This is a genomic window from Agromyces sp. Marseille-P2726, from assembly GCF_902809835.1.
In the GTDB taxonomy this organism is placed as follows: Bacteria; Actinomycetota; Actinomycetes; order Actinomycetales; family Microbacteriaceae; genus Agromyces.
The window spans coordinates 193,731-212,161 of record NZ_CADDWM010000011.1 but is presented as its reverse complement, the minus strand read 5'-3'; the positions used below and the strand labels follow the sequence as shown (position 1 = coordinate 212,161).

The 18,431-nt window shown below is 70.8% G+C and carries 16 protein-coding genes; 14 read left to right on the top strand and 2 right to left on the bottom strand.

All coding sequences use genetic code 11. From position 1 onward, the window contains the following. Nucleotides 1-38 precede the first annotated feature (38 nt). The 9 genes from HUS56_RS05385 to HUS56_RS05345 all read left to right on the top strand — a co-directional run bounded on the left by HUS56_RS05385 (nucleotide 39) and on the right by HUS56_RS05345 (nucleotide 10,083). A complete protein-coding gene (locus tag HUS56_RS05385; protein ID WP_173922355.1) occupies nucleotides 39-464 on the top strand; it encodes a GreA/GreB family elongation factor in 426 nt (141 codons plus the stop codon). Between the two features lie 98 nt (nucleotides 465-562). After that, the gene (locus tag HUS56_RS05380) at nucleotides 563-1,651 is read left to right on the top strand and encodes an Rv2578c family radical SAM protein (RefSeq protein WP_173922354.1); all 1,089 of its coding nucleotides are present in this window, start codon (nucleotides 563-565) and stop codon (nucleotides 1,649-1,651) included. Between the two features lie 132 nt (nucleotides 1,652-1,783). Further along, entirely contained in the window at nucleotides 1,784-3,025 is a 1,242-nt protein-coding gene (locus HUS56_RS05375) for a sensor histidine kinase (protein ID WP_173922353.1), read from the top strand. Beyond that, nucleotides 3,022-4,161 (top strand): hypothetical protein, encoded by a 1,140-nt coding sequence (locus tag HUS56_RS05370; RefSeq protein ID WP_173922352.1) that lies wholly within the window; start codon nucleotides 3,022-3,024, stop codon nucleotides 4,159-4,161. The genes HUS56_RS05375 and HUS56_RS05370 overlap by 4 nt, the downstream gene beginning before the upstream one ends. Beyond that, nucleotides 4,148-4,855, top strand: coding sequence for a response regulator transcription factor (locus HUS56_RS05365; RefSeq protein WP_173922351.1), 708 nt, complete (start codon nucleotides 4,148-4,150; stop codon nucleotides 4,853-4,855). Before HUS56_RS05370 ends, HUS56_RS05365 begins: the two co-directional genes overlap by 14 nt. Continuing rightward, nucleotides 4,855-5,484 (top strand): thymidine kinase, encoded by a 630-nt coding sequence (locus HUS56_RS05360; protein ID WP_173922350.1) that lies wholly within the window; start codon nucleotides 4,855-4,857, stop codon nucleotides 5,482-5,484. The genes HUS56_RS05365 and HUS56_RS05360 overlap by 1 nt, the downstream gene beginning before the upstream one ends. A gap of 76 nt (nucleotides 5,485-5,560) precedes the next feature. Continuing rightward, nucleotides 5,561-6,625: a heparan-alpha-glucosaminide N-acetyltransferase domain-containing protein gene (locus tag HUS56_RS05355; RefSeq protein ID WP_173922349.1), complete on the top strand. Its 1,065-nt coding sequence runs from the start codon at nucleotides 5,561-5,563 to the stop codon at nucleotides 6,623-6,625. A gap of 172 nt (nucleotides 6,626-6,797) precedes the next feature. Beyond that, nucleotides 6,798-8,273: a sugar transferase gene (locus tag HUS56_RS05350; protein ID WP_173922348.1), complete on the top strand. Its 1,476-nt coding sequence runs from the start codon at nucleotides 6,798-6,800 to the stop codon at nucleotides 8,271-8,273. A gap of 37 nt (nucleotides 8,274-8,310) precedes the next feature. Next, on the top strand, nucleotides 8,311-10,083 hold the full coding sequence (locus tag HUS56_RS05345) for a DUF4012 domain-containing protein (RefSeq protein ID WP_173922347.1): 1,773 nt from the start codon (nucleotides 8,311-8,313) through the stop codon (nucleotides 10,081-10,083). Nucleotides 10,084-10,100: 17 nt separating this feature from the next. Here the strand turns inward: HUS56_RS05345 and HUS56_RS05340 are convergent, their stop codons facing one another. Beyond that, entirely contained in the window at nucleotides 10,101-10,598 is a 498-nt protein-coding gene (locus HUS56_RS05340) for a GtrA family protein (RefSeq protein ID WP_173922346.1), read from the bottom strand. Between the two features lie 62 nt (nucleotides 10,599-10,660). Between HUS56_RS05340 and HUS56_RS05335 the strand changes: the two genes are divergently transcribed. From HUS56_RS05335 to HUS56_RS05325, 3 genes are all read left to right on the top strand, one after another. Further along, a complete protein-coding gene (locus HUS56_RS05335) occupies nucleotides 10,661-11,431 on the top strand; it encodes a glycosyltransferase family 2 protein (protein ID WP_173922345.1) in 771 nt (256 codons plus the stop codon). Beyond that, a complete protein-coding gene (locus tag HUS56_RS05330; protein ID WP_173922344.1) occupies nucleotides 11,428-13,242 on the top strand; it encodes a hypothetical protein in 1,815 nt (604 codons plus the stop codon). Before HUS56_RS05335 ends, HUS56_RS05330 begins: the two co-directional genes overlap by 4 nt. Before the next feature lie 455 nt (nucleotides 13,243-13,697). After that, nucleotides 13,698-14,543 (top strand): universal stress protein, encoded by an 846-nt coding sequence (locus HUS56_RS05325; RefSeq protein WP_173922343.1) that lies wholly within the window; start codon nucleotides 13,698-13,700, stop codon nucleotides 14,541-14,543. 33 nt (nucleotides 14,544-14,576) lie between these two features. Here the strand turns inward: HUS56_RS05325 and HUS56_RS05320 are convergent, their stop codons facing one another. Next, nucleotides 14,577-15,026 carry a VanZ family protein gene (locus HUS56_RS05320; protein ID WP_173922342.1) on the bottom strand — a complete coding sequence of 150 codons (450 nt, stop codon included), beginning with the start codon at nucleotides 15,024-15,026 and terminating at the stop codon, nucleotides 14,577-14,579. Nucleotides 15,027-15,141: 115 nt separating this feature from the next. On the opposite strand from HUS56_RS05320, the gene HUS56_RS05315 reads away from it, so the two are divergent. Then, nucleotides 15,142-16,443 (top strand): UDP-glucose/GDP-mannose dehydrogenase family protein, encoded by a 1,302-nt coding sequence (locus tag HUS56_RS05315; protein WP_173922341.1) that lies wholly within the window; start codon nucleotides 15,142-15,144, stop codon nucleotides 16,441-16,443. A gap of 118 nt (nucleotides 16,444-16,561) precedes the next feature. Beyond that, the gene (locus HUS56_RS05310) at nucleotides 16,562-18,394 is read left to right on the top strand and encodes a glycoside hydrolase family 15 protein (protein WP_173922340.1); all 1,833 of its coding nucleotides are present in this window, start codon (nucleotides 16,562-16,564) and stop codon (nucleotides 18,392-18,394) included. The last annotated feature ends 37 nt before the right edge of the window (nucleotides 18,395-18,431 follow it).

The following is an 18,431-nucleotide window of genomic DNA, read 5'->3' as shown; positions in this document are numbered from 1 at the left end:
GAGCTCGAACCGAGTGGCCCGATACGACAGGAGACCTGATGTCGACGTCTTCGCACGACACCCTCTGGCTCACGCAAGCCGCTTACGATCGCCTCCAGGCGGAGCTCGGCGAGCTCACCAGCCGCACGGGGGATGTCGGCCCGCAGACGGAGGCGCGCATCCTCGAGCTGAAGTCGATCCTTCGGCGAGCCGAGGTGGGTGACAAGCCCGACGACGGGCTGGTGGAGCCGGGCATGATCATCGTCGTGCAGTTCGGCGGCGATGCCTCGACGACGACGTTCCTCCTCGCGCAGCGCGGCCTCACCGCCGACGACGCCGACATCGACATCGACGTGTACTCGCCGACCTCTCCGCTGGGCGAGGCGATCATCGGCAAGTACGCGGGCGACGGGTTCGCGTACGAGACGCCGACCGGCCGGCTCATCGAGGGCGAGATCATCTCGGCGACGCCCTTCCACGGGTGAACCGAGAGGCGTCGCCTCCAGCTCCCGACACCCCGGCGCGCTGCGGCTCGCCGCCACATGCGCTTGCCTGAGTTTCGAACGTGTGTTCGAATGTCGGTATGCGGTGGAGCAACCGGGAACTCGGCGTCGAGCAGTCGGACACGCTGCCGGGGCTCGCGAAGCTGAACAACCTCGTGCGCTCGGTGCAGACGCCCGAGTTCGCTGGGGTCACCTTCCACGAGGTGCTCGCGAAGTCCGCGCTCAACCGCGTGCCGGGCCAGTCGGCGATGCCATTCAGCTGGACGATCAACCCCTACCGGGGCTGCAGCCATGCGTGCGTCTACTGCTTCGCGCGGCCGACGCACACGTATCTCGACCTCGATGGGGGCGACGACTTCGATCGGCAGATCATCGTGAAGGTGAACGTCGGCGACGTGCTGCGCACCGAGCTCGCGAGGCCGTCGTGGCGCCATGAGCCGGTGGCGCTCGGCACGAACACCGACCCCTACCAGCGCGCCGAGGGTCGCTACGCGCTCATGCCCGGCATCATCGATGCGCTGACGTCGAGCGGCACGCCGTTCAGCATCCTCACGAAGGGCACGCTGCTGCGACGAGACCTGCCACTGCTGGCGGATGCCGCCACGCGTGTGCCCGTCGACCTCGCCATGTCGATCGCGGTGTACGACCACGACCTGCAGCAGTCCATCGAGCCGGGCACGCCCACCACGAAGGCGCGCCTCGCGACCGTCACTGCGGTGCGCGAGGCCGGGCTCGACTGCTCGGTGTTCCTCATGCCGATCCTCCCGTACCTCACCGACACTCGGGCGCACCTCGACGAGTCCCTCCGGCAGGCCAAGGACGCGGGCGCAACGAGCGTGCTCTACACCGCGTTGCACCTCAAGCCGGGCGTGAAGGCCTGGTTCATGCAGTGGCTCGAGCGGGAACATCCCGAGCTGGTACCGAAGTACCGGTCGATGTACTACGGCAAGAACACCTACGCGCCCAAGGAGTACCGCCGGTGGCTCGCCGATCGCATCCGCCCGCTCATCAGGGCGCACGGTCTCGAACAGGGGCGGGAGGATCCGTCGACGGGCGGCGTCAGGTCGACCGCCCTCGAGGCGGCGAGGCGCGGGCGAGCGCCCCGGCGAACCGATGCCTCACTGCCCGACGCGTTCGGAGCGCCATCCGACCCGTCCGCCCTCTTCTGAGAAGGCAGGCCCTGGAGCGAGAAACTGCTTGCGTCTTTCGACGGATGCCGCGAACCGGGTCGAACTGGGATAATCCGGGTCAAGGCCACCGCACACCCCAGTGCTGCGGGGCCCCCGAGCGGAGGAAGCACGATGACCCTGGGGTTACCGGGCCACCTTGCGCGGGACTCCATGAGCCGCGCCCTCGCGCATGCTGGCCACTGCGCGGCATGGGTCTGCCTCGGCATCGGCGCGCTGATCAGCCTCATCGGCGCCGTCGTGAACGCCGACCCCGCGGGCTGGGCAGGAGCGGCGCTCTGCGGCGCGATGGCGCTGCTGCTCCTGCTCGTCGCACGGTTCGATTCGGTGACGTTCACGGTGCTGTACCTCGTGGCCGGTGCCGGCGCGGTGCTCGCCGCGACCGTGCTGGTCATGGATCCGGCGTACGGATTCGAATCGACGAACAACGTGCTCCTGGCCCTTCCGCGTGTCGCCCTCATCCTCGTCGGGGGAGCTGGAGTCGGCACCGCGATCGCGATCACGTGGGGAACGCTCGGGTACGGCCTGGGCCTCGCGGCCACCTTCCTCGGCGCGATGATCGCGGGTGCGACCTGGGCGCCGAACCTGGCCGCCGGCATGGCATTCGGCATCTTCCTCGTGGTCCGCATCTACGACGGCGTCACCCGTTCCTCGGATCAACGTCGTGAGACCGGACTGCATCGGGCCAGCCAGCAGAACCGCGAACTCGCCATCCGGCACGACTACGAGCTTCGCGCGACGGCCAGGCTTCACGACACGGCGCTCAGTCACCTCGTCGCCATCGCGGCGGCCGGGTCCGGACCGGTCGACGAGCGACTCCGCGAAGGCATCCGACGAGACCTGGGCCTCATCGTCGGCCGTGACTGGGCGACCGAGCACGCGCACTTCGCCGACGAGCCGGGGCGCAACGGCGCTGCGGCCCGCGCGGGCTCGCCGGGGTCGCGGCCGGCGGACGCGGCGACCCAGACCGCGCCGACGCTCGAGCAGACCTTCACCGCGGCAGAGCATGCCGGACTCGAGCTGCGCGTGACCGGCGATCTCGCAGTGCTGGGAGCGCTGGGGCCGGGCCGCGCAGCCGCCCTCGACCAGGCAGCGGCGCAGTGCGTCATCAACGTCGCCCGGCATGCGGGGGTCGGCGAGGCCGAGCTGGCGATCGGGTTCGCAGGCGGCGAAGTGACGGTCGCCGTCATGGACAGCGGTGTCGGCTTCGACGAGAGCGAGGTGGGCGAGGACCGGATCGGCCTCCGCACCTCGGTGCGGGCCCGTATCGAGCAGGAGGACGGCACCGTCCGGGTCTGGTCGACGAAGGGCATCGGAACGACGGTCGTGCTGACCGTACCGGAGGGCGGCCGATGAACCGGATACGCCTGAGCCAGCAGGAGGCCGACCCGATCGGTGGCATCACGGCGGCCTGGATCGTCACCATCGGCGCGGCACTGGCCCTCGGCACGGCGGTCGTGCAGACCGTCGCCCACTGGCGAGAGGTCGTTTCCCCGGTGGCCGCCATCATCGCCCTCGGGCTGGTCGCCGTGGCGGGCATCGTCGCCGCCGTCTCGGCGACTCCGCAACGCGCGCCCTTCACGACCGAGCGGCTCTGGCTCGTGGTCGGCCTCGCGGTGGCCGCGGCCGTCGCCGAGTACGTCAGCACCATCGGCGCGAACCGCATGCTCTACGACGACTTCGGATCGATCGTGATCGGCATGCTCATCCTCGCGCTCGCCCCGTACTGCACCTGGCTCTCCCTGCTCGCCGCCGGCCTCCTGTCGGCGGCGGTGCTGTCGTTCCTCGTCGTCGGATCCGCGATGGCCACGGCCGTGGATGTCCCCATCGCATCGCTGATCGCGGTGAACTCCGCCGCGGTCCTCTCGCTGTCGGCCGCAGCCGCCGGGTACTCCTACGCGATCGTCGACGAGACGCTCGCCTGGCAGCGCAAGGCGAACCGCGCCGCCCTCCAGCGAGACGCAGAACTCCGCGCCGGCATTGCTCGCTCGGTGCAGCAGAGCCAGGTCTCGGTGCTCGGCAGGGAGGTGCTCCCGTTCCTTGCGGGCGTCATGCCCGCCGACCGCATCTCGGTCGACGACGCCGATCACGCCCGCGAGCTCGCCGAGACCCTGCGGCATGCCCTGAAGGCGGGGATCGAGTCGACCTGGCTCGACGACCTCGCCGCGAACCTGCAGCTGACGCGCGCCATCGATGTCGTCGTCGACGATCCGTCGGGTGCCGCCGACGACCTCGCATCCGACCAGCGCTCGGCGCTCACGGCGCTGCTCTCGTGGCTCTCGGACTCGGGGCGCACGACCGCCATCGAGGTGGTGCTGGCGATCGATCCGCCGCGTCACCGCATCACGATCCGGGCCGTGAACGGAGCCGCACCGCCGACCCGGCGCGAGCTCGACCGGTTCGCGGCCGTGGCCCGTGCCGTCGCACTGCGCGCGGAAGTGGCCCTGACGGGTGAGAATGTGAAGGTGGAGGTGACGCATGTGCCCGACTGAGACCACGACTCCGGTCGCCGAACCCGAGCCGGCATCACCGCCTCCCGTGCGACTCGCGCTCCTCGACGATCACGGCCTGATCGTCGACAGTCTCGCGACCTGGTTCGGCGACCACGCCCCCGACTTCTCGGTCGTGGTGCGCGCGACGACGTGGATGGAGCTCATCCGCAGCCCCGCGTTCCCCGTCGACCTCGTGCTGATGGACCTGCAGCTGCCCGACGGAGTCTCGATCGAGTCCCGGATCCGTGCCTGCAGGGCGGCCGGAGCGAAGGTGCTCGTGGTGAGCGCGCTCGACGACGAGGCATCCCGTGATCGCTGCCTCGCTGCGGGCGCCTCGGGATTCGTCTCGAAGACGTTGCCGGCCGAGGAGCTGGTCGAGCTGGCCCGACGCGTCGCCCGGGGCGAGAAGCTGCGGCGGCATCCGCCCGGGTCGAAGGGCGTGGCCGCGCGCGACGGCCGACCCGCTCAGGATGAGCACGATTCCGCCCACCTCAGCGCCGCGGAGGAGCGCGCGCTGCGCCTGTACACGCAGGGCTTCTCGACGCTCGAGGTGGCGCGCCACATGGGAGTGGGCTACGAGACCGCGAAGACCTACCTTCGCCGGGTGCGCGAGAAGTACGCGAAGGCCGGGCGGCCGGCGAGCCGCAAGTCCGAACTGATCCGCCGCGCGGCGGAAGATGGGTACCTCGACTAGTGGCGAAGCTGTACTTCCGGTATGGAGCGATGAACTCCGGCAAGTCCACGGCGTTGCTGCAAGCGGCCTTCAACTACGAGGAGCGCGGCCACCGGGTGCTGCTCGCCAAGCCCTCGATCGACACGAAGGGCGATCGGAGCATCCTCTCGCGGCTCGGGGTCACGCGCGACGTCGACTTCACCCTCGAGCCCGACACGAACGTGCTCGACCGGTTCCAGGAGCACCGCACACGCGTCATCGAGGCCTTCGGGCGCGACGTCAGCGCCCTGCTCCTCGACGAGGCGCAGTTCCTCACGTCCGATCAGGTCGACGACCTGCTGCGCATCGCGCTCATGGACGACATCCCGGTGCTCGCCTACGGCATCCGCACCGACTTCCGTACCGTGGCGTTCCCCGGCAGTCGCCGCCTGCTCGAGATCGCGCACAGCGTCGAGGAATTGAAGACCATCTGCCGGTGCGGGCGGAAGGCGATCTTCAACGGCCGGCTCATCGACGGACGGTTCGTCTTCGACGGCGATCAGGTCGCCATCGATGGCCAGGATGTCACGTACGAGTCGCTCTGCGGTGTCTGCTACCTCCAGGAGAGCGGCGGCGTGCTGAACGGACGTCACCACACGGCGGTCGGGTAGCCGGTCGAGCGACGACCACGTGGTGAGTCGAGACCAACGGATGCCGCAGGCGAACCCGACGCGCCAGGCGAACCGGATGCCCCGCAGGGTCGACGGGGTCGACGCGGCACGCGGTCTGGCGCTCATCGGCATGTTCGTGGCGCACGTCGCGCCCGTGGTGGCTTCGGTGGAGGTGACGCAGCTCCTCTCCATCGCCGAGGAGCGGCCACGCCTGCTCTTCGCACTGACGGCCGGAATCGGGCTCGGGTTCATCTCGGGCGGCGCGGCCCCCATCACGGAGGGCCGCGACACGCTGCGCCGACAGATCGCGATTCGCGCGGTCATCCTGATCGTGCTCGGCTTCCTGATCTGGGCGCTGCTGAACCCGCTCGTCTTCATCATCCTCGACGTCTACGGTGTCGCGTTCCTCATCATGCTGCCGCTGCTGTTCCTGCGTCCGTGGGTGGCGCTGGCGCTGGGCGTCGGCCTCGTGGTGATCGCCCCCGGCCTGGCGGAGCTGGGCGCGCGAACCGAGTTCGTCCAGGCGGTGCGCCAGACCCCGGTCAAGTTCCTCTCCGACTGGGTCGTCGGGGGTGCCTATCCGGTCATCGTGTGGGTGCCGGTGATGCTGATCGGGCTCGCGCTCGCGCGACTGGACCTCGCACGCGCGCGCGTGCTCGCGGCGGCCGCGCTGATCGGCAGCCTCGCGGCCGCAGTGTTCCTGCCGATCGCGGCGAGCATGCCGGGCCCCGAGGTCGTGAGCGAGGCGTCGTGGTCGGTGCCGCTGCACGAGTCGATCATGACCGTCGGCAACGTCGGCGTCTGCGTGGTCGTGGTCGCAGCGCTCGTGGCCGTGACGGCGCTCGCCCGCCCGCCCGTGCGTCGGGTTGCCCGGACCCTGCTGTCGCCGATCATCGCCATGGGAGCGATGCCGCTCAGCATCTACACGATCCACCTCGTGGTGATCGCGGGTGCGAAACGCACCGAGAACGGCGTCGTCACCGACGACTCCTGGCCCCTGCTCATCGGTCTCGTGGTCGGCTCGATGGTGTTCGCATGGCTGTGGCGCCGATACGTCGGGCGGGGGCCGCTCGAGCAGGTGCTGCGGTGGGCGAGCGGGCGGGATCGAGCGGATGCCGCCACGGCTCCTGAGGCCAGGTAGTGCGACCGGTGACGAAACGGGTGGCGGGCTACGTTTCCTCCCCATTTCGGGGGTAACTTGTCGGGGAGTCCTCTCTTCGGGGGACATTCCGGGTTAGCCTGTGCTTGCCCGCCGCCCGAACGGCGGGTTCGTCGCCCCGTCGCCCGAAGAACGGGACGGCGAGGAGGCTGCCATGACCCTGACACGACAGAGTGTCGCCGGTTCGCCGGTCGCGGTCGTTGCTGCGTGGCAGCGGGCCTACGCTCGGCGCCTCCTGGTCACCGACCTCATCGTGATCGTGTTCGCGGTCTACGCGTCGCAGTTCATCCGATTCGGCACGCATCGCGAGATGCTGCGCATTCCCGGCGAACAGGGCGGGGTCTTCGAGCTCAACTACACGCTGGTCTCGGCGATCCTGGCGGGGGGCTGGCTGCTCGCGCTGGCACTGTTCGCGACCCGCGACCGCAACATCATCGGAGCCGGAACCAGTGAGTACCGGCGCATCACGGATGCCACGATCCGGGTGTTCGCCCTGCTGGCGATCGTCGCATTCCTGCTGCAGTCCGAGGTCGGACGCGGTTACCTGCTCGTCGCACTCCCGCTCGGCCTCGCCCTGCTCCTCGTCTCCCGGTGGGCATGGCGCAAGTGGCTCATCCACCGCCGCGCCGAGGGGGCGTTCTCGCATCGCGCGATCCTCATGGGAGAGCGGCAGAAGTCGGTGCACGTCGCCCAGCAGATCGCCCGCGACGGCACATCCGGATTCAGCATCGTGGGCGCGATCACCGAGCGCGGCACCGTCGATCGAGAGCTCTGCCCGGGGATTCCGGTGCTCGGCGACTTCAACAACCTCACCCGGGTGCTCGAGGAGGCGCGCGCCGACACCGTCATCTTCACGGGTGCCGACACCATCGACCCCCGCGGCATGCGCGAGCTCGGCTGGGAGCTCGAGGCGAAGTCGACGAACCTCATCGTCGCCCCGGCGCTGACGGATGTCGCCGGCCCGCGCATCCACGCCCGACCCGTGGCCGGGCTGCCGCTCATCCAGGTCGACTATCCCGAGTTCGAAGGGCGCAAGTACGCCGCGAAGCGAGCCTTCGACCTCGTCGTGTCGTTCCTCGCGCTCGTGCTGCTGAGCCCGGTGTTCCTCGTCATCGCGGTGCTGGTTCGCAGCGACAGCCCCGGGCCCGCGTTCTACCTTCAAGAGCGCGTCGGGCTCAACGGCAAGCGGTTCCACATGTTGAAGTTCCGGTCGATGGTCGTCGGCGCCGAAGCGCAGCTGCCGTCCCTCCTCGACCGCACCGACGGCAACGGCGTGCTCTTCAAGCTTCGTGCCGACCCGCGCGTGACCAGGGTGGGGGCCGTGCTCCGCAAGTACAGCCTCGATGAGCTACCCCAGCTCGTGAACGTGCTGCTCGGCGACATGTCGCTCGTGGGTCCCAGGCCTCCGCTCGCGTCGGAGGTCGAGCGCTACGACACCTGGGCCCGTCGCCGGCTGCTCGTGCGACCCGGCATCACGGGGCTCTGGCAGACGCAGGGCCGCTCGAACCTCTCGTGGGAGGACAGCGTGCGGCTCGACCTCTACTACGTCGAGAACTGGTCATTGACCGGCGACATCATCGTCCTCTACCGCACCGTGCGTTCCGTGGCCCGGGCGGAGGGTGCGTATTGATTCCGCCGATGCAGCGGCGGCACTTACGATGTCTGGGATGACCAGCCGAGCCCCCGCGACGAAACGACCCCTGATCCGCAGCGCCCGCCTGTGGGTTCCCGTGGGCATCGTGGTCGTCATCGTCGGGCTCGGCATCGTCGGCATGCTGCTCGCGAACCGTGCCTTCGCGGCGAAGGACGCGCTCGAGGCGGCGATCCCGCTCGCCGAGCAGACGCAGCAGCAGCTGGCGGCCGGCGACAACGAGGGAGCGAAGGCGACCGCGCAGCAGGTCACCGAGTACGCGGCCGAGGCGCGGAAGCAGACGGACGACCCGCTGTGGCGTTCGCTGGAGTGGGTGCCGGTGGCCGGGCCGAACCTGCAGGCCGTCCGCGTCGCATCCGCGTCGGTCGATGAGCTCGTCTCCGATGCCGTCCTGCCCGCGACGGAGGTGAGCGTCGAGGCGCTGAAGCCCCAGGGGGGGGCCATCGACGTCGCCGCCGTCGAGCAGCTGGCCCAGACGGTCGGTACCGCCGCGAGCTCGGTGCGGAACGTGGCCGCCGAACTCGAGCGCCTCGACCGGCCGGCGCTGATCGGCCCGGTCGCCGACGGCATCGCGAAGCTCGACCGGGTGGTCGCCGAGCTGACGCCCACCCTCGATGCTGCCGACAAGACCCTGAAGCTGCTGCCGGCCGCACTCGGCGCCGACGGTCCGCGCAACTACCTGATGCTCTTCCAGAACAACGCGGAGTCCCGGGGAACCGGAGGCAACCCCGCGGCGATCGTCATGGTCAACGTGACCGACGGCGTCATCTCGATCGCGCAGCAGGCGTCGAGCGCCGACTTCGCCAACAACCGGCCTGAGCCGATCGTCGCGATCGATCCCGAGACCGAGGCGCTCTACGGTGACAAGATCGGTCGCTTCATGCAGGACATCACACTGACGCCCGACTTCACCGAGAGCGCCGAGATCATGCGCGCGTGGTGGGCCGAGACGTTCGGCACGCAGGTCGACGGCGTCGTCTCGTTCGACCCGGTCGGGCTCAGCTACCTGCTCGGTGCGACCGGTCCGGTGACCCTGCCGACCGGTGAGACGCTGACGAGCGAGAACGCGGTGTCGCAGCTGCTCAACGAGGTGTACTTCCGATACGAGGCCGAGGAGCAGGACGCGTTCTTCGCCGGCGCTGCGGCGACGGTCTTCGAGGTGCTTCGTTCGGGTTCGGGCGACATGAGCGCCCTCGTCGAGTCCCTCGGCCGCGCCATCGACGAGGGGCGCCTGATGTACGTGCCATCGGATGCCGCGGAGGCCGAGTACATCGCCGACACACGGGTCTCGGGCACGCTGCCCGTCGACAACACCGGGCAGACCATCGTCGGCGTCTACGTCGACGACATCACCGAGGGCAAGCTCGACTACTACGCCAAGCTCGCGGTCGACGCGACATCCGACCAATGCACCGCCGACGCACCCACGTTCACGACCACCGCGACGTTCGCATCGACCCTGGATCCGGCCGCCGTCGAAGACCTCGCCGAGTACATCTCGCCGGCGCGCTTCTTCGAGAAGGGGTGGATCTCGACCGACCTCGTGCTCTACGGGCCGGTCGGCTCGACGTTCTCGTCGGCGACCGTCGACGGGGCGCCGGCCGAGGCCACCGCGCTCCCGCACCTGGGTCGCCCGGCGGTGAAGGTGAACATCCTCAATGGCCCCGGCGAGAGCCACACGGTCGCGGCGACGTTCACCGGCGCGGCGGGGGAGTACGGTCCCCTCGAGGTGTGGCACACGCCGATGGTGCAGCCCACCGACGTCACGGTCTCGATGCCGGGCTGCTGACCCCGCCGCGGTGCCGCTCAGCGGGCGCCGCGGCCGGCGTCGGCGTCGGCTTGTGCGTCGGCGCGGGGCGCTTCGTCGCGGGGCGACGTCCGGAACACGAGGCTGTGGTAGAGCCAGAACCGCACCAGCACGACGACGGCGATGCTGACGAGGTTCACCGCGTTCACGATGAACGGCCCGACCGTGCGGCCGAGGAGCAACTGCGCCGCCTCCACCCCGGCCCACACGATCGCCGCGCCGAGCAGGGTGCAGAACAGGTTCACCAGCAGGAACAGCACGACCTCGGCGATGCGGCCACGCCGGTCGCGGTGGCGGAAGGTCCACTCGCGATTGCCGAAGTAGGCGTTCACGAGCGCCACCAGCGAGGCGACGATCTTCGCGGCGACGGGATCCCACCCGAAGGCGAGGTAGAGAAGGTTGAAGACGCCGATCTCGATGAGGGTGCTGATGGCGCCCACGGTGAGGAACCGGGCACCGAGCCCGGCGAGGCTGCGCAAGCGGGCGCGTGTCGACATCTCGACTACGCTACTACTCTGTTCCGTGCGATTCGCGCACGATCGAGTGCTTGGGAGACGGCGTGCGCCTGAATCACCTCGCCGTCGTCATGCCGGCGTACAACGAGGCGGCCGGCATACCGGGCTTCGTGAGCGAGGTGCACGACAGTCTCACGCCCTTGGCCGAGCTGCTCGAGATCGTGGTGATCGACGATCGGTCCACGGATGCCACCGCGGGCGTGTTGCGCGCCCTCGCGAAGGAGCTTCCGGGCATCACCGTGGTCACCGCCGAGGCGAACCGCGGGCACGGGGCCACGGCGCTCGCCGCCTACCGCGCGGGCCTCGAGCGGCATCCCGATCTCATCGTGCACGTCGACGGCGACGGACAGTTCACCGGCGCCGACCTCGCGCGCGTCGTCGCGGCCGCGGTCGACACGAACGCCGACGTGGTGCACGGTGTTCGCGTCGGCCGCTCCGACCCGTGGTTCCGCCGCGTGCTCACCGCGATCGTCGGCGGCCTCGTGGCCGTGGTCGCCGGCCGGCGCATCCCCGACGTGAACACTCCGCTGCGCGCGTATCGTCCCGAGGCCCTCGAGGCGCTCGTGGCCTCCGTTCCGGTCGAGGCATCCGTACCGCACGTGCACTTCTCCCTGGCCGAGGTGCGACGCGGATGCCGCGTGCGCTATGTGCGGGTGCGAAGCCTGCCCCGGCGAGGCGGCGACGAGCAGGGCACGATGTGGGGTGCCGCACCGCACCGGCCGCCGCTGCTGCCGCCGAAGCGGCTCCGGCAGTTCGTCCGCGGCGCCGCGGTCGAACTCTGGAGCGTCTCGCTGAAGCCGAGGCGGCGCGGATGACGGCGCAGGCGACCGAACCGACGACGCGTCGCGCCCTTCGTGCGATCGACGTGCTGTTCTGGGTCGCCGTGACCGCGGCGGTGGTCGCCAACCTCTTCGTGCTCGTCCCCGCGTTCACCACGGTGCGGCTCTGGGAGGACGAGGCGTTCAATCTCACCGTGCCGCTCAACCTGCTGCGCGGGCTCGGCTACACGAGTGACGGCACCCTCTCGGGCAGCGAGCTCACCCCGTTCGACGTGCGCATCTCGACGGGGCCCGTCGTGCTGCTTCCGATCGCGGCGCTCATGGCGCTCGGCATCGACCCCGTCATCGCCGGGCGCTCGGTCGCGCTGGTCGGCTACGGAGCACTGCTCAGCTGCCTCTGGCTGCTGGGCCGTCGGCTCGGTGGTCGCTGGGCTGCATTGGCGGCGGCCGCCCTGCCGCTCGCGTACGCGACCGACGCACTGCCGTCGCCGATCCAGACGCCCGTCGACATCCTCGGCGAGGTGAGCGCGGCCGCACTGCTCGCGGCCGCGTTGCTCGTGCTGCATCGCCGGCCCTGGCTCGCCGGGCTGCTGCTCGGCCTCGCGGTGCAGGCGAAGTTCATCGCGCTGCTGGCCGTGCCGGCGTTCGCGATCGCCGGCATCCTCGACGCTCCCGGCCCGGGCTTCGGGCAGCGGCTTCGGGCCACCTGGCGGCGGGTGCTCGCCGCGGCGGTGTGCGCGGCCGCGCCCACCGTCGCGGTCGAGCTGTGGAAGCTCCTCGCCCTCGGCCCGGCAGGCTACGTCGAGAACCTGCGGTTCCAGGCGAGGTTCCTGCTCAGCGGCGGCCAGGCGGGCTACCGGGTGTCCCCGGTCGAGAAGATCGGCGCGTTCCTCGATGCCTGGCATCTGCCGTGGTGGCTCGTCGCGACCGTCGCGCTCCTGGGAGTCGTGCTCGCCGTGATCGGCATCGTGGCGGTTCGGCGAGAGCCGTCGGCCCTGTCGACCATCGGCCTGGCGCGGGTCGAAGGGCGCGAGTTCACCGTGACCGCCGGCGCGGCCGCCGTGGGCCTCGTCACCTACCTCGCGTGGGGGCTGGGGTCGTCGCACACACCCGGGTGGCTGCGGCATCCGGCCCCCGGTGTGCTCGCATTCCTGCCGGTGGTCGTGGCCTCCGTCATCGCCCTTGCTCGCGTCGCCCTGGGGTCGCGCGGTGCACCTCGGCCGGCGCCGTGGCGGGTCTCGGCCGTCGTGCTCGGGCTCGCCGGCATGGCGCTGCTCGCGGTCTCGCTCGTCGGCCGCATCATGACGCCGTCGTACGGCACGTGGGAGACGCTCGACCAGCAGCGAGCGGCCGCGCGAGACATCGCGGAACTCGGTCACGACCGGCTCGCGAGCACCTGGGATGCCCCGGTCAGCGTGATCGTCCTGTCGGGCGCGCATGCCGGGTTGGTCGACGCGGGCGCCGCCGTGGCCGACGACGCCCAGGTCTGGCTGGCCGTCGCGCCGCCCGAGTGCGAGCTGCTGCTGTCGACGGGCGCCTACCTGCTCTGCGCGCCACCCGGCGGCCGAGGCGCCGGTGCGCGCGTCGACGCCGTGCCACGCGGGCCCCGGAGCACGACGCACCCCACCGCCGCGCCCGCGACGGCTCCGACGACGTTGAGCGCCAGGTCGAGCGCCGACGCCCGATGGTCCGCCGAGATCCACGACGGCGCGGCCTCGACGAGCACCGCCATGCCGACCGCCAGGAGCGTCGCGAGCCATGCCAGTCGTCGACCCGCGGCCACCACGGCGAGGATGCCCAGCGGCGCGAACAACACCGCATGCGAGGCGTACTCGACGAGCTCGTAGTCGATCCAGGCGCGCAGCCCGCCCCGCTGCAGGAATGAGAGCTGCCCTCGGATCCATGGAGTGAATCCCGTATCGATGGGCCGGGGAACGACCAGCGCGGCGCCTGCCGCCAGGGCGTAGACCACGAGCACGAGCGCCGCCCAACGGCCGGCACGATCGGCCGGCTCCACGCGTGCCGGCGTCGCGGTCATGCGGCACCCCCTGCGTACGTCCTGGGGTGCAGCCTAGCGGCCGGCGGTGCACTCGCGCCTCGGGTGTGCGCTCCGCGTCGCAAGGGTGTCCGCCGTTCCGGAAGCCGGTGCCGGAGTGCCGACGTGCCGAAGTGCCGGAGACACCGGAGGACGCAGAGGTGATCGGGCGGCTGCAAGCCCCGGGTCGGCGCCGCCGCCGCTCCGGGAGCGTACTGGCGGGGCCGCGGCATCCGGAACATGATGGGAGTGACATCGGAGGTGCGAGTGAGCGAGATCGTCGTCGGAGCGAACATCGGCGGACCCGCAGCCCTGGCCGCGGTGCGGTGGGCGGCCGAGCGGGCGTCGGCACGCGGCATCCGTCTGCGTCTCGTGTACACCCTCGACGGGCAGGACACGGCCGATGAGGCCGCGCGAGCCGAGGTGGAGCAGGCCGCGCTCCGCAGCCTCGACGAGGCGCGAGCGGCCGCGATCGCCGTCGACCCCGATGTCGAGATCGTCACCGACGCGAAGCAGGGGCAACCGGTCGAGGTGTTCGACCGCCTCTCGGGCGACGCCGACCTGCTCGTCGTGGGAAGCGACTGGCACGGCGGCAATCGGGCCAGTCGTCGCCGTCTCACCAGCCTCCGTATCGCCGCCGGAAGCAAGGTGCCGGTCGCCGTCATTCCCGATATCGACGTGTCAGGGCGTCGCGGCGTCGCGGTCGGGGTCGACCGGTCGCGTCCCTCCGATGCCGCGCTCGCCTTCGCCGTCGACGAGGCGACCCGGCGCAAGGTGCCGCTCATCGCGGTTCATGCCTGGGACGTCGCGTGGAACACCAACCTCGAATACGGGTACGGCTTCGACACGCCCGCCACCGACGACCTCTCGAGAGCCGCCGAGGCGCTCCTCGACGAAGTGCTCGAGCCGGTCATCGCCGAGCGGCCCGACCTGCAGGTCAGGAAGGTCGTCGTCGCGGGCGACCCGGTCGAGGTGCTGGGGGATGCCGCGGAGGACGCCGACCTGCTCGTCGTCGGCAGCCACGGCCGCGGCGCCCTGGCGCGGTTCCTGCTCGGATCGGTCAGTCACGGCATCCTCACGCATCTGGACGCGCCCACGGTCATCGTCAGGTGAGATCGCCACCCGCGTGCAGCCCGCACCGGGGCGTCAACCCGTGGTGGAGCGGATGCGGGGGAGGGCGATCACGAGTAGTCCGAGCGCGGTGCCCGTCGTGTTCGCGATCACGTCGGACAGCGCCGAGACCCGTGACGGAATACCCAGCTGCACGACTTCGATGGCGACGCTGAGGAGGCATCCCGCGGAGATGACGACCAGGGGCGACCATCGCGGAGCCGCAAGCGCGAGGAGTACGCCGAACGGCACGAACAGCAGGATGTTCGCGAGGAATTCGAACACGACCCCGGTGGGTTCCCGAGCCAGGCCGAGCCAAGCGGCGACGAGGTCCGCCGCCCATCCGACGATTCCCGTCACGCGCCCGGCGTCCCGCGCGGGCAGGAACACGACGAGGGCGAGTGCGACCAGGTAGGGGACGAGTGCGACGCGTGCGATGACCGTCCAACGCAGACGCCGGGGCGTCGTGTCGGAGGAGGTGGTCATGGCTCCAGCGTAGCTTCGGGGCATCCGTCGGCTGAGCCGCCCGCACGGGCACCCGTCACTCGCCCGCGGCCGGACGCTGAGAGAATGAAGGCCCGCCCACGAAAGGAATCCCTGCATGCGCATCTCGGTGATCGGCTGCGGCTACCTCGGTGCCGTGCACGCGTCGGCGATGGCCGAACTCGGACATGAGGTGGTCGGCATCGATGTCGACCCGCGCAAGATCGAGGCGCTCGCCGCCGGTCGGCCACCCTTCTTCGAGCCCGGACTCGCGGAGATCCTCACGTCGGCGACGGGGAGCGGCCGGCTCCGGTTCAGCACCGAGATCGCGGATGCCGCGAGCGCCGAGGTGCACTTCCTCGCCGTCGGCACGCCGCAGTCGTCCGACACCCACGCCGCCGACCTCACCCACGTCGACGCGGCATTCGAGTCGCTGCTGCCGCACCTCGCCGACGGCGCGCTCGTCGTCGGCAAGAGCACCGTCCCCGTCGGCCCGGCGGCTCGCCTCGCGGCTCGGCTGGCCGACGAGGCGCCGCACGCGTCGCTCGCCTGGAACCCCGAGTTCCTGCGCGAGGGGTTCGCGGTCAAGGACACGCTCGAGCCCGATCGCCTCGTGTACGGTGTGGCCGACGACCACGCGGCATCCGTGCTCGATCACGTCTACCGGGCCGCGATCGAGGCCGGCACGCCGCGTCTCAAGACCGACTACGCGACCGCCGAACTCGTGAAGGTCGCGGCGAACGCCTTCCTCGCGACGAAGATCAGCTTCATCAACGCGATGAGCGAGATCGCCGACGCCACCGGAGCGGATGTCACGCTCCTCGCCGACGCGATCGGCCACGACGCCCGCATCGGCCGCCGATTCCTGAACGCGGGCGTCGGGTTCGGCGGCGGGTGCCTGCCCAAGGACATCCGGGCGTTCACCGCCCACGCGGATGAGCTCGGGCGGGGCGAGTCGCTCCGGTTCCTGAAGGAGGTCGACGCGATCAACCTGCGCCAGCGGCAGCGGGTCGTCGATCTGGCGATCGAGACGCTGGGCGGATCCGTGTTCCACAAGAAGATCGCCGTACTCGGCGTCACGTTCAAGCCCGAATCCGACGATGTCCGCGATTCGCCCGCCCTCGACGTCGCCGTGCAGCTCAAGGGGCTCGGCGCAGAGGTGATCGCCACCGACCCGCAGGGGATCGAGAACGCGCGCCTGCGGCATCCTCAGCTCGAGTACACCTCGTCGACGTCCGAGGCGCTGCGTGGCGCCGACCTCATGGTGCTCGTGACCGAGTGGCGCGAGTACCGGTCGCTCGACCCCGTCGTGACCGGGCGGCTCGTGGCGGGCGCGCGGGGGATCGACGGACGCAACGTGCTCGATCCCGTCGCCTGGCGGAAGGCCGGGTGGGGCTATCGCGGCCTCGGGCGACCGTAGCGTCGGCGCCTCCGGTGGTCGAGGCGCGTCGGCACAGCCGTCGCGCATGGAGACCCGGGGGACTCGCGGCGCGGTCCCGTGCGGCAGAATGGAACCGGTTCCACGGGAAGGCCGCACGATGCCACAGCCGATCGAGGAGTACGCCGTCATCGGCGACTGTCGCACTGCCGCGCTCATCGGCACCGACGGGTCGATCGACTGGCTCTGCATGCCTCGATTCGACGCCGCATCCATGTTCGGCGCACTCCTCGGTGACGCCGAGCAGGGCCGGTGGCTGCTCAGGCCGGCGGATGCCGCAGCCACCACGACGCGCGAGTACGCCACCGACACCTTCACGCTCGTCACCCGCTGGGTCACCGCCGACGGGGAGGTCGAGGTGACCGACCTGATGCCCGTGGGCGAACACTCCGACCGCCGCAGCGACGTGATCCGGCGCGTCCGCGGCATCCGTGGTCGCGTGACCGTGCAGCAGGAGTTGCGCGTGCGCTTCGAGTACGCCGCGGCCATGCCGTGGGTTCGCCAGGTCGGCACACCCGATGCACCCGTACTGCTGGCCGTCGCCGGCCCCGACGCCATCGTCGTTCGCGGACCCCGGCTCACCCCCGGCGACCACCGCCATCGCGGCGAGTTCGAGGTCAGCGAGGGCGAGACGATCGACCTGCAGCTGTCGTGGTTCCCCGCGCACCTGACGCCGCCCGAGCCGCTTGACGTCGATGCGGTCATCGACGACACGGCGTCCTGGTGGCGGTCGTGGGTGCGTTCGTGCGCCGAGCCGGGCGCCTACGACGCGGCCGTGCGGCGCTCGCTGCTGGTGCTGCGCCTGCTCACCCACGAGGACACGGGCGGCATCGTGGCGGCCGTCACCACGAGCCTGCCCGAGGACTTCGGCGGTGCGCGCAACTGGGACTACCGCTACGTGTGGCTCCGGGATGCCGCACTCACCCTCGAGGCGCTGATGAGCCATGGCTACAACCACGAGGCCGAGGCGTGGCGGCAATGGCTGCTCCGCGCCATCGCCGGCGATCCCGGCGACGTGCAGATCATGTACGGGCTCGCCGGAGAGCGGCGGCTCACCGAATGGGAGGTCACCACGCTGCCCGGCTACGCAGGCAGCAGGCCGGTGCGCGTCGGCAACGCGGCATCCGAGCAGTACCAGGCCGACGTCTTCGGAGAGGTGCTGATCGCGCTCGACGCCGCCCGCCACGCCGGGATCGAACGGGATGCGTTCTCGTGGTCGCTGCAGGTGGCGCTGCTGGACGAGGCGGCAGCGCAGCTCGATCGCCCCGATTCGGGCATCTGGGAGATCCGCGGGCCCGAGCGTAACTTCACCCACTCGCGGGCGATGCTCTGGGCCGCGTTCGACCGCGCGATCTGCGCCGTCGAGCACGACGGACTGGAGGGTCCGGTCGACGAGTGGAGAGCCACCCGCGCCGGCCTCGCCGATCGCATCGAGCAGGACGGCTACGACGAGGCGCTCGGCAGTTACGTGCAGTTCGCGGGGACCACGGAGGTGGATGCCGCCCTGCTGCAGCTCGCGCAGATCGGCTACGTCGCCTATGACGACCCGCGCATGCTGGGCACCGTCGCGCGCATCGAGCAGACCCTCGTCCGCAACGGGCTCGTCTGCCGGTACCGCACCGAGGCGGACATCGACGGCGTGCCCGGCGACGAGAACGCCTTCCTCGCGTGCTCGTTCTGGCTGGTGGAGCAGTACGCGAACTCGGGCCGCCTCGACGACGCCATCGAGCTCATGGACCGCCTGCTCGCCTGCTGCAGTCCGCTCGGGATCGTGTCCGAGCAGGCCGACCCCATCACGCGGCGACAGGCCGGCAACACACCCCAGGCGCTGTCCCACCTCGCGCTCGTGCGTGCCGCCGACGCGATCGCCGCCGCCCGCGGCACCGCGTCGGCCGGCGCGCGTCAGACGCTGGCCCGGAGCGCCCACGCCTGACCCGTCGACCGTGAGCTCACGCTCTGAGCAGTCGCGG

Bases quoted from the DNA above. Each gene is read 5' to 3' on its own strand.
- HUS56_RS05385 (WP_173922355.1), top strand. From the start codon at position 39: ATGTCGACGTCTTCGCACGACACCCTCTGGCTCACGCAAGCCGCTTAC.
- HUS56_RS05380 (WP_173922354.1), top strand. From the start codon at position 563: ATGCGGTGGAGCAACCGGGAACTCGGCGTCGAGCAGTCGGACACGCTG.
- HUS56_RS05375 (WP_173922353.1), top strand. From the start codon at position 1,784: ATGACCCTGGGGTTACCGGGCCACCTTGCGCGGGACTCCATGAGCCGC.
- HUS56_RS05370 (WP_173922352.1), top strand. From the start codon at position 3,022: ATGAACCGGATACGCCTGAGCCAGCAGGAGGCCGACCCGATCGGTGGC.
- HUS56_RS05365 (WP_173922351.1), top strand. From the start codon at position 4,148: ATGTGCCCGACTGAGACCACGACTCCGGTCGCCGAACCCGAGCCGGCA.
- HUS56_RS05355 (WP_173922349.1), top strand. From the start codon at position 5,561: ATGCCCCGCAGGGTCGACGGGGTCGACGCGGCACGCGGTCTGGCGCTC.
- HUS56_RS05350 (WP_173922348.1), top strand. From the start codon at position 6,798: ATGACCCTGACACGACAGAGTGTCGCCGGTTCGCCGGTCGCGGTCGTT.
- HUS56_RS05345 (WP_173922347.1), top strand. From the start codon at position 8,311: ATGACCAGCCGAGCCCCCGCGACGAAACGACCCCTGATCCGCAGCGCC.
- HUS56_RS05340 (WP_173922346.1), bottom strand. From the start codon at position 10,598: ATGTCGACACGCGCCCGCTTGCGCAGCCTCGCCGGGCTCGGTGCCCGG.
- HUS56_RS05330 (WP_173922344.1), top strand. From the start codon at position 11,428: ATGACGGCGCAGGCGACCGAACCGACGACGCGTCGCGCCCTTCGTGCG.
- HUS56_RS05320 (WP_173922342.1), bottom strand. From the start codon at position 15,026: ATGACCACCTCCTCCGACACGACGCCCCGGCGTCTGCGTTGGACGGTC.
- HUS56_RS05315 (WP_173922341.1), top strand. From the start codon at position 15,142: ATGCGCATCTCGGTGATCGGCTGCGGCTACCTCGGTGCCGTGCACGCG.
- HUS56_RS05310 (WP_173922340.1), top strand. From the start codon at position 16,562: ATGCCACAGCCGATCGAGGAGTACGCCGTCATCGGCGACTGTCGCACT.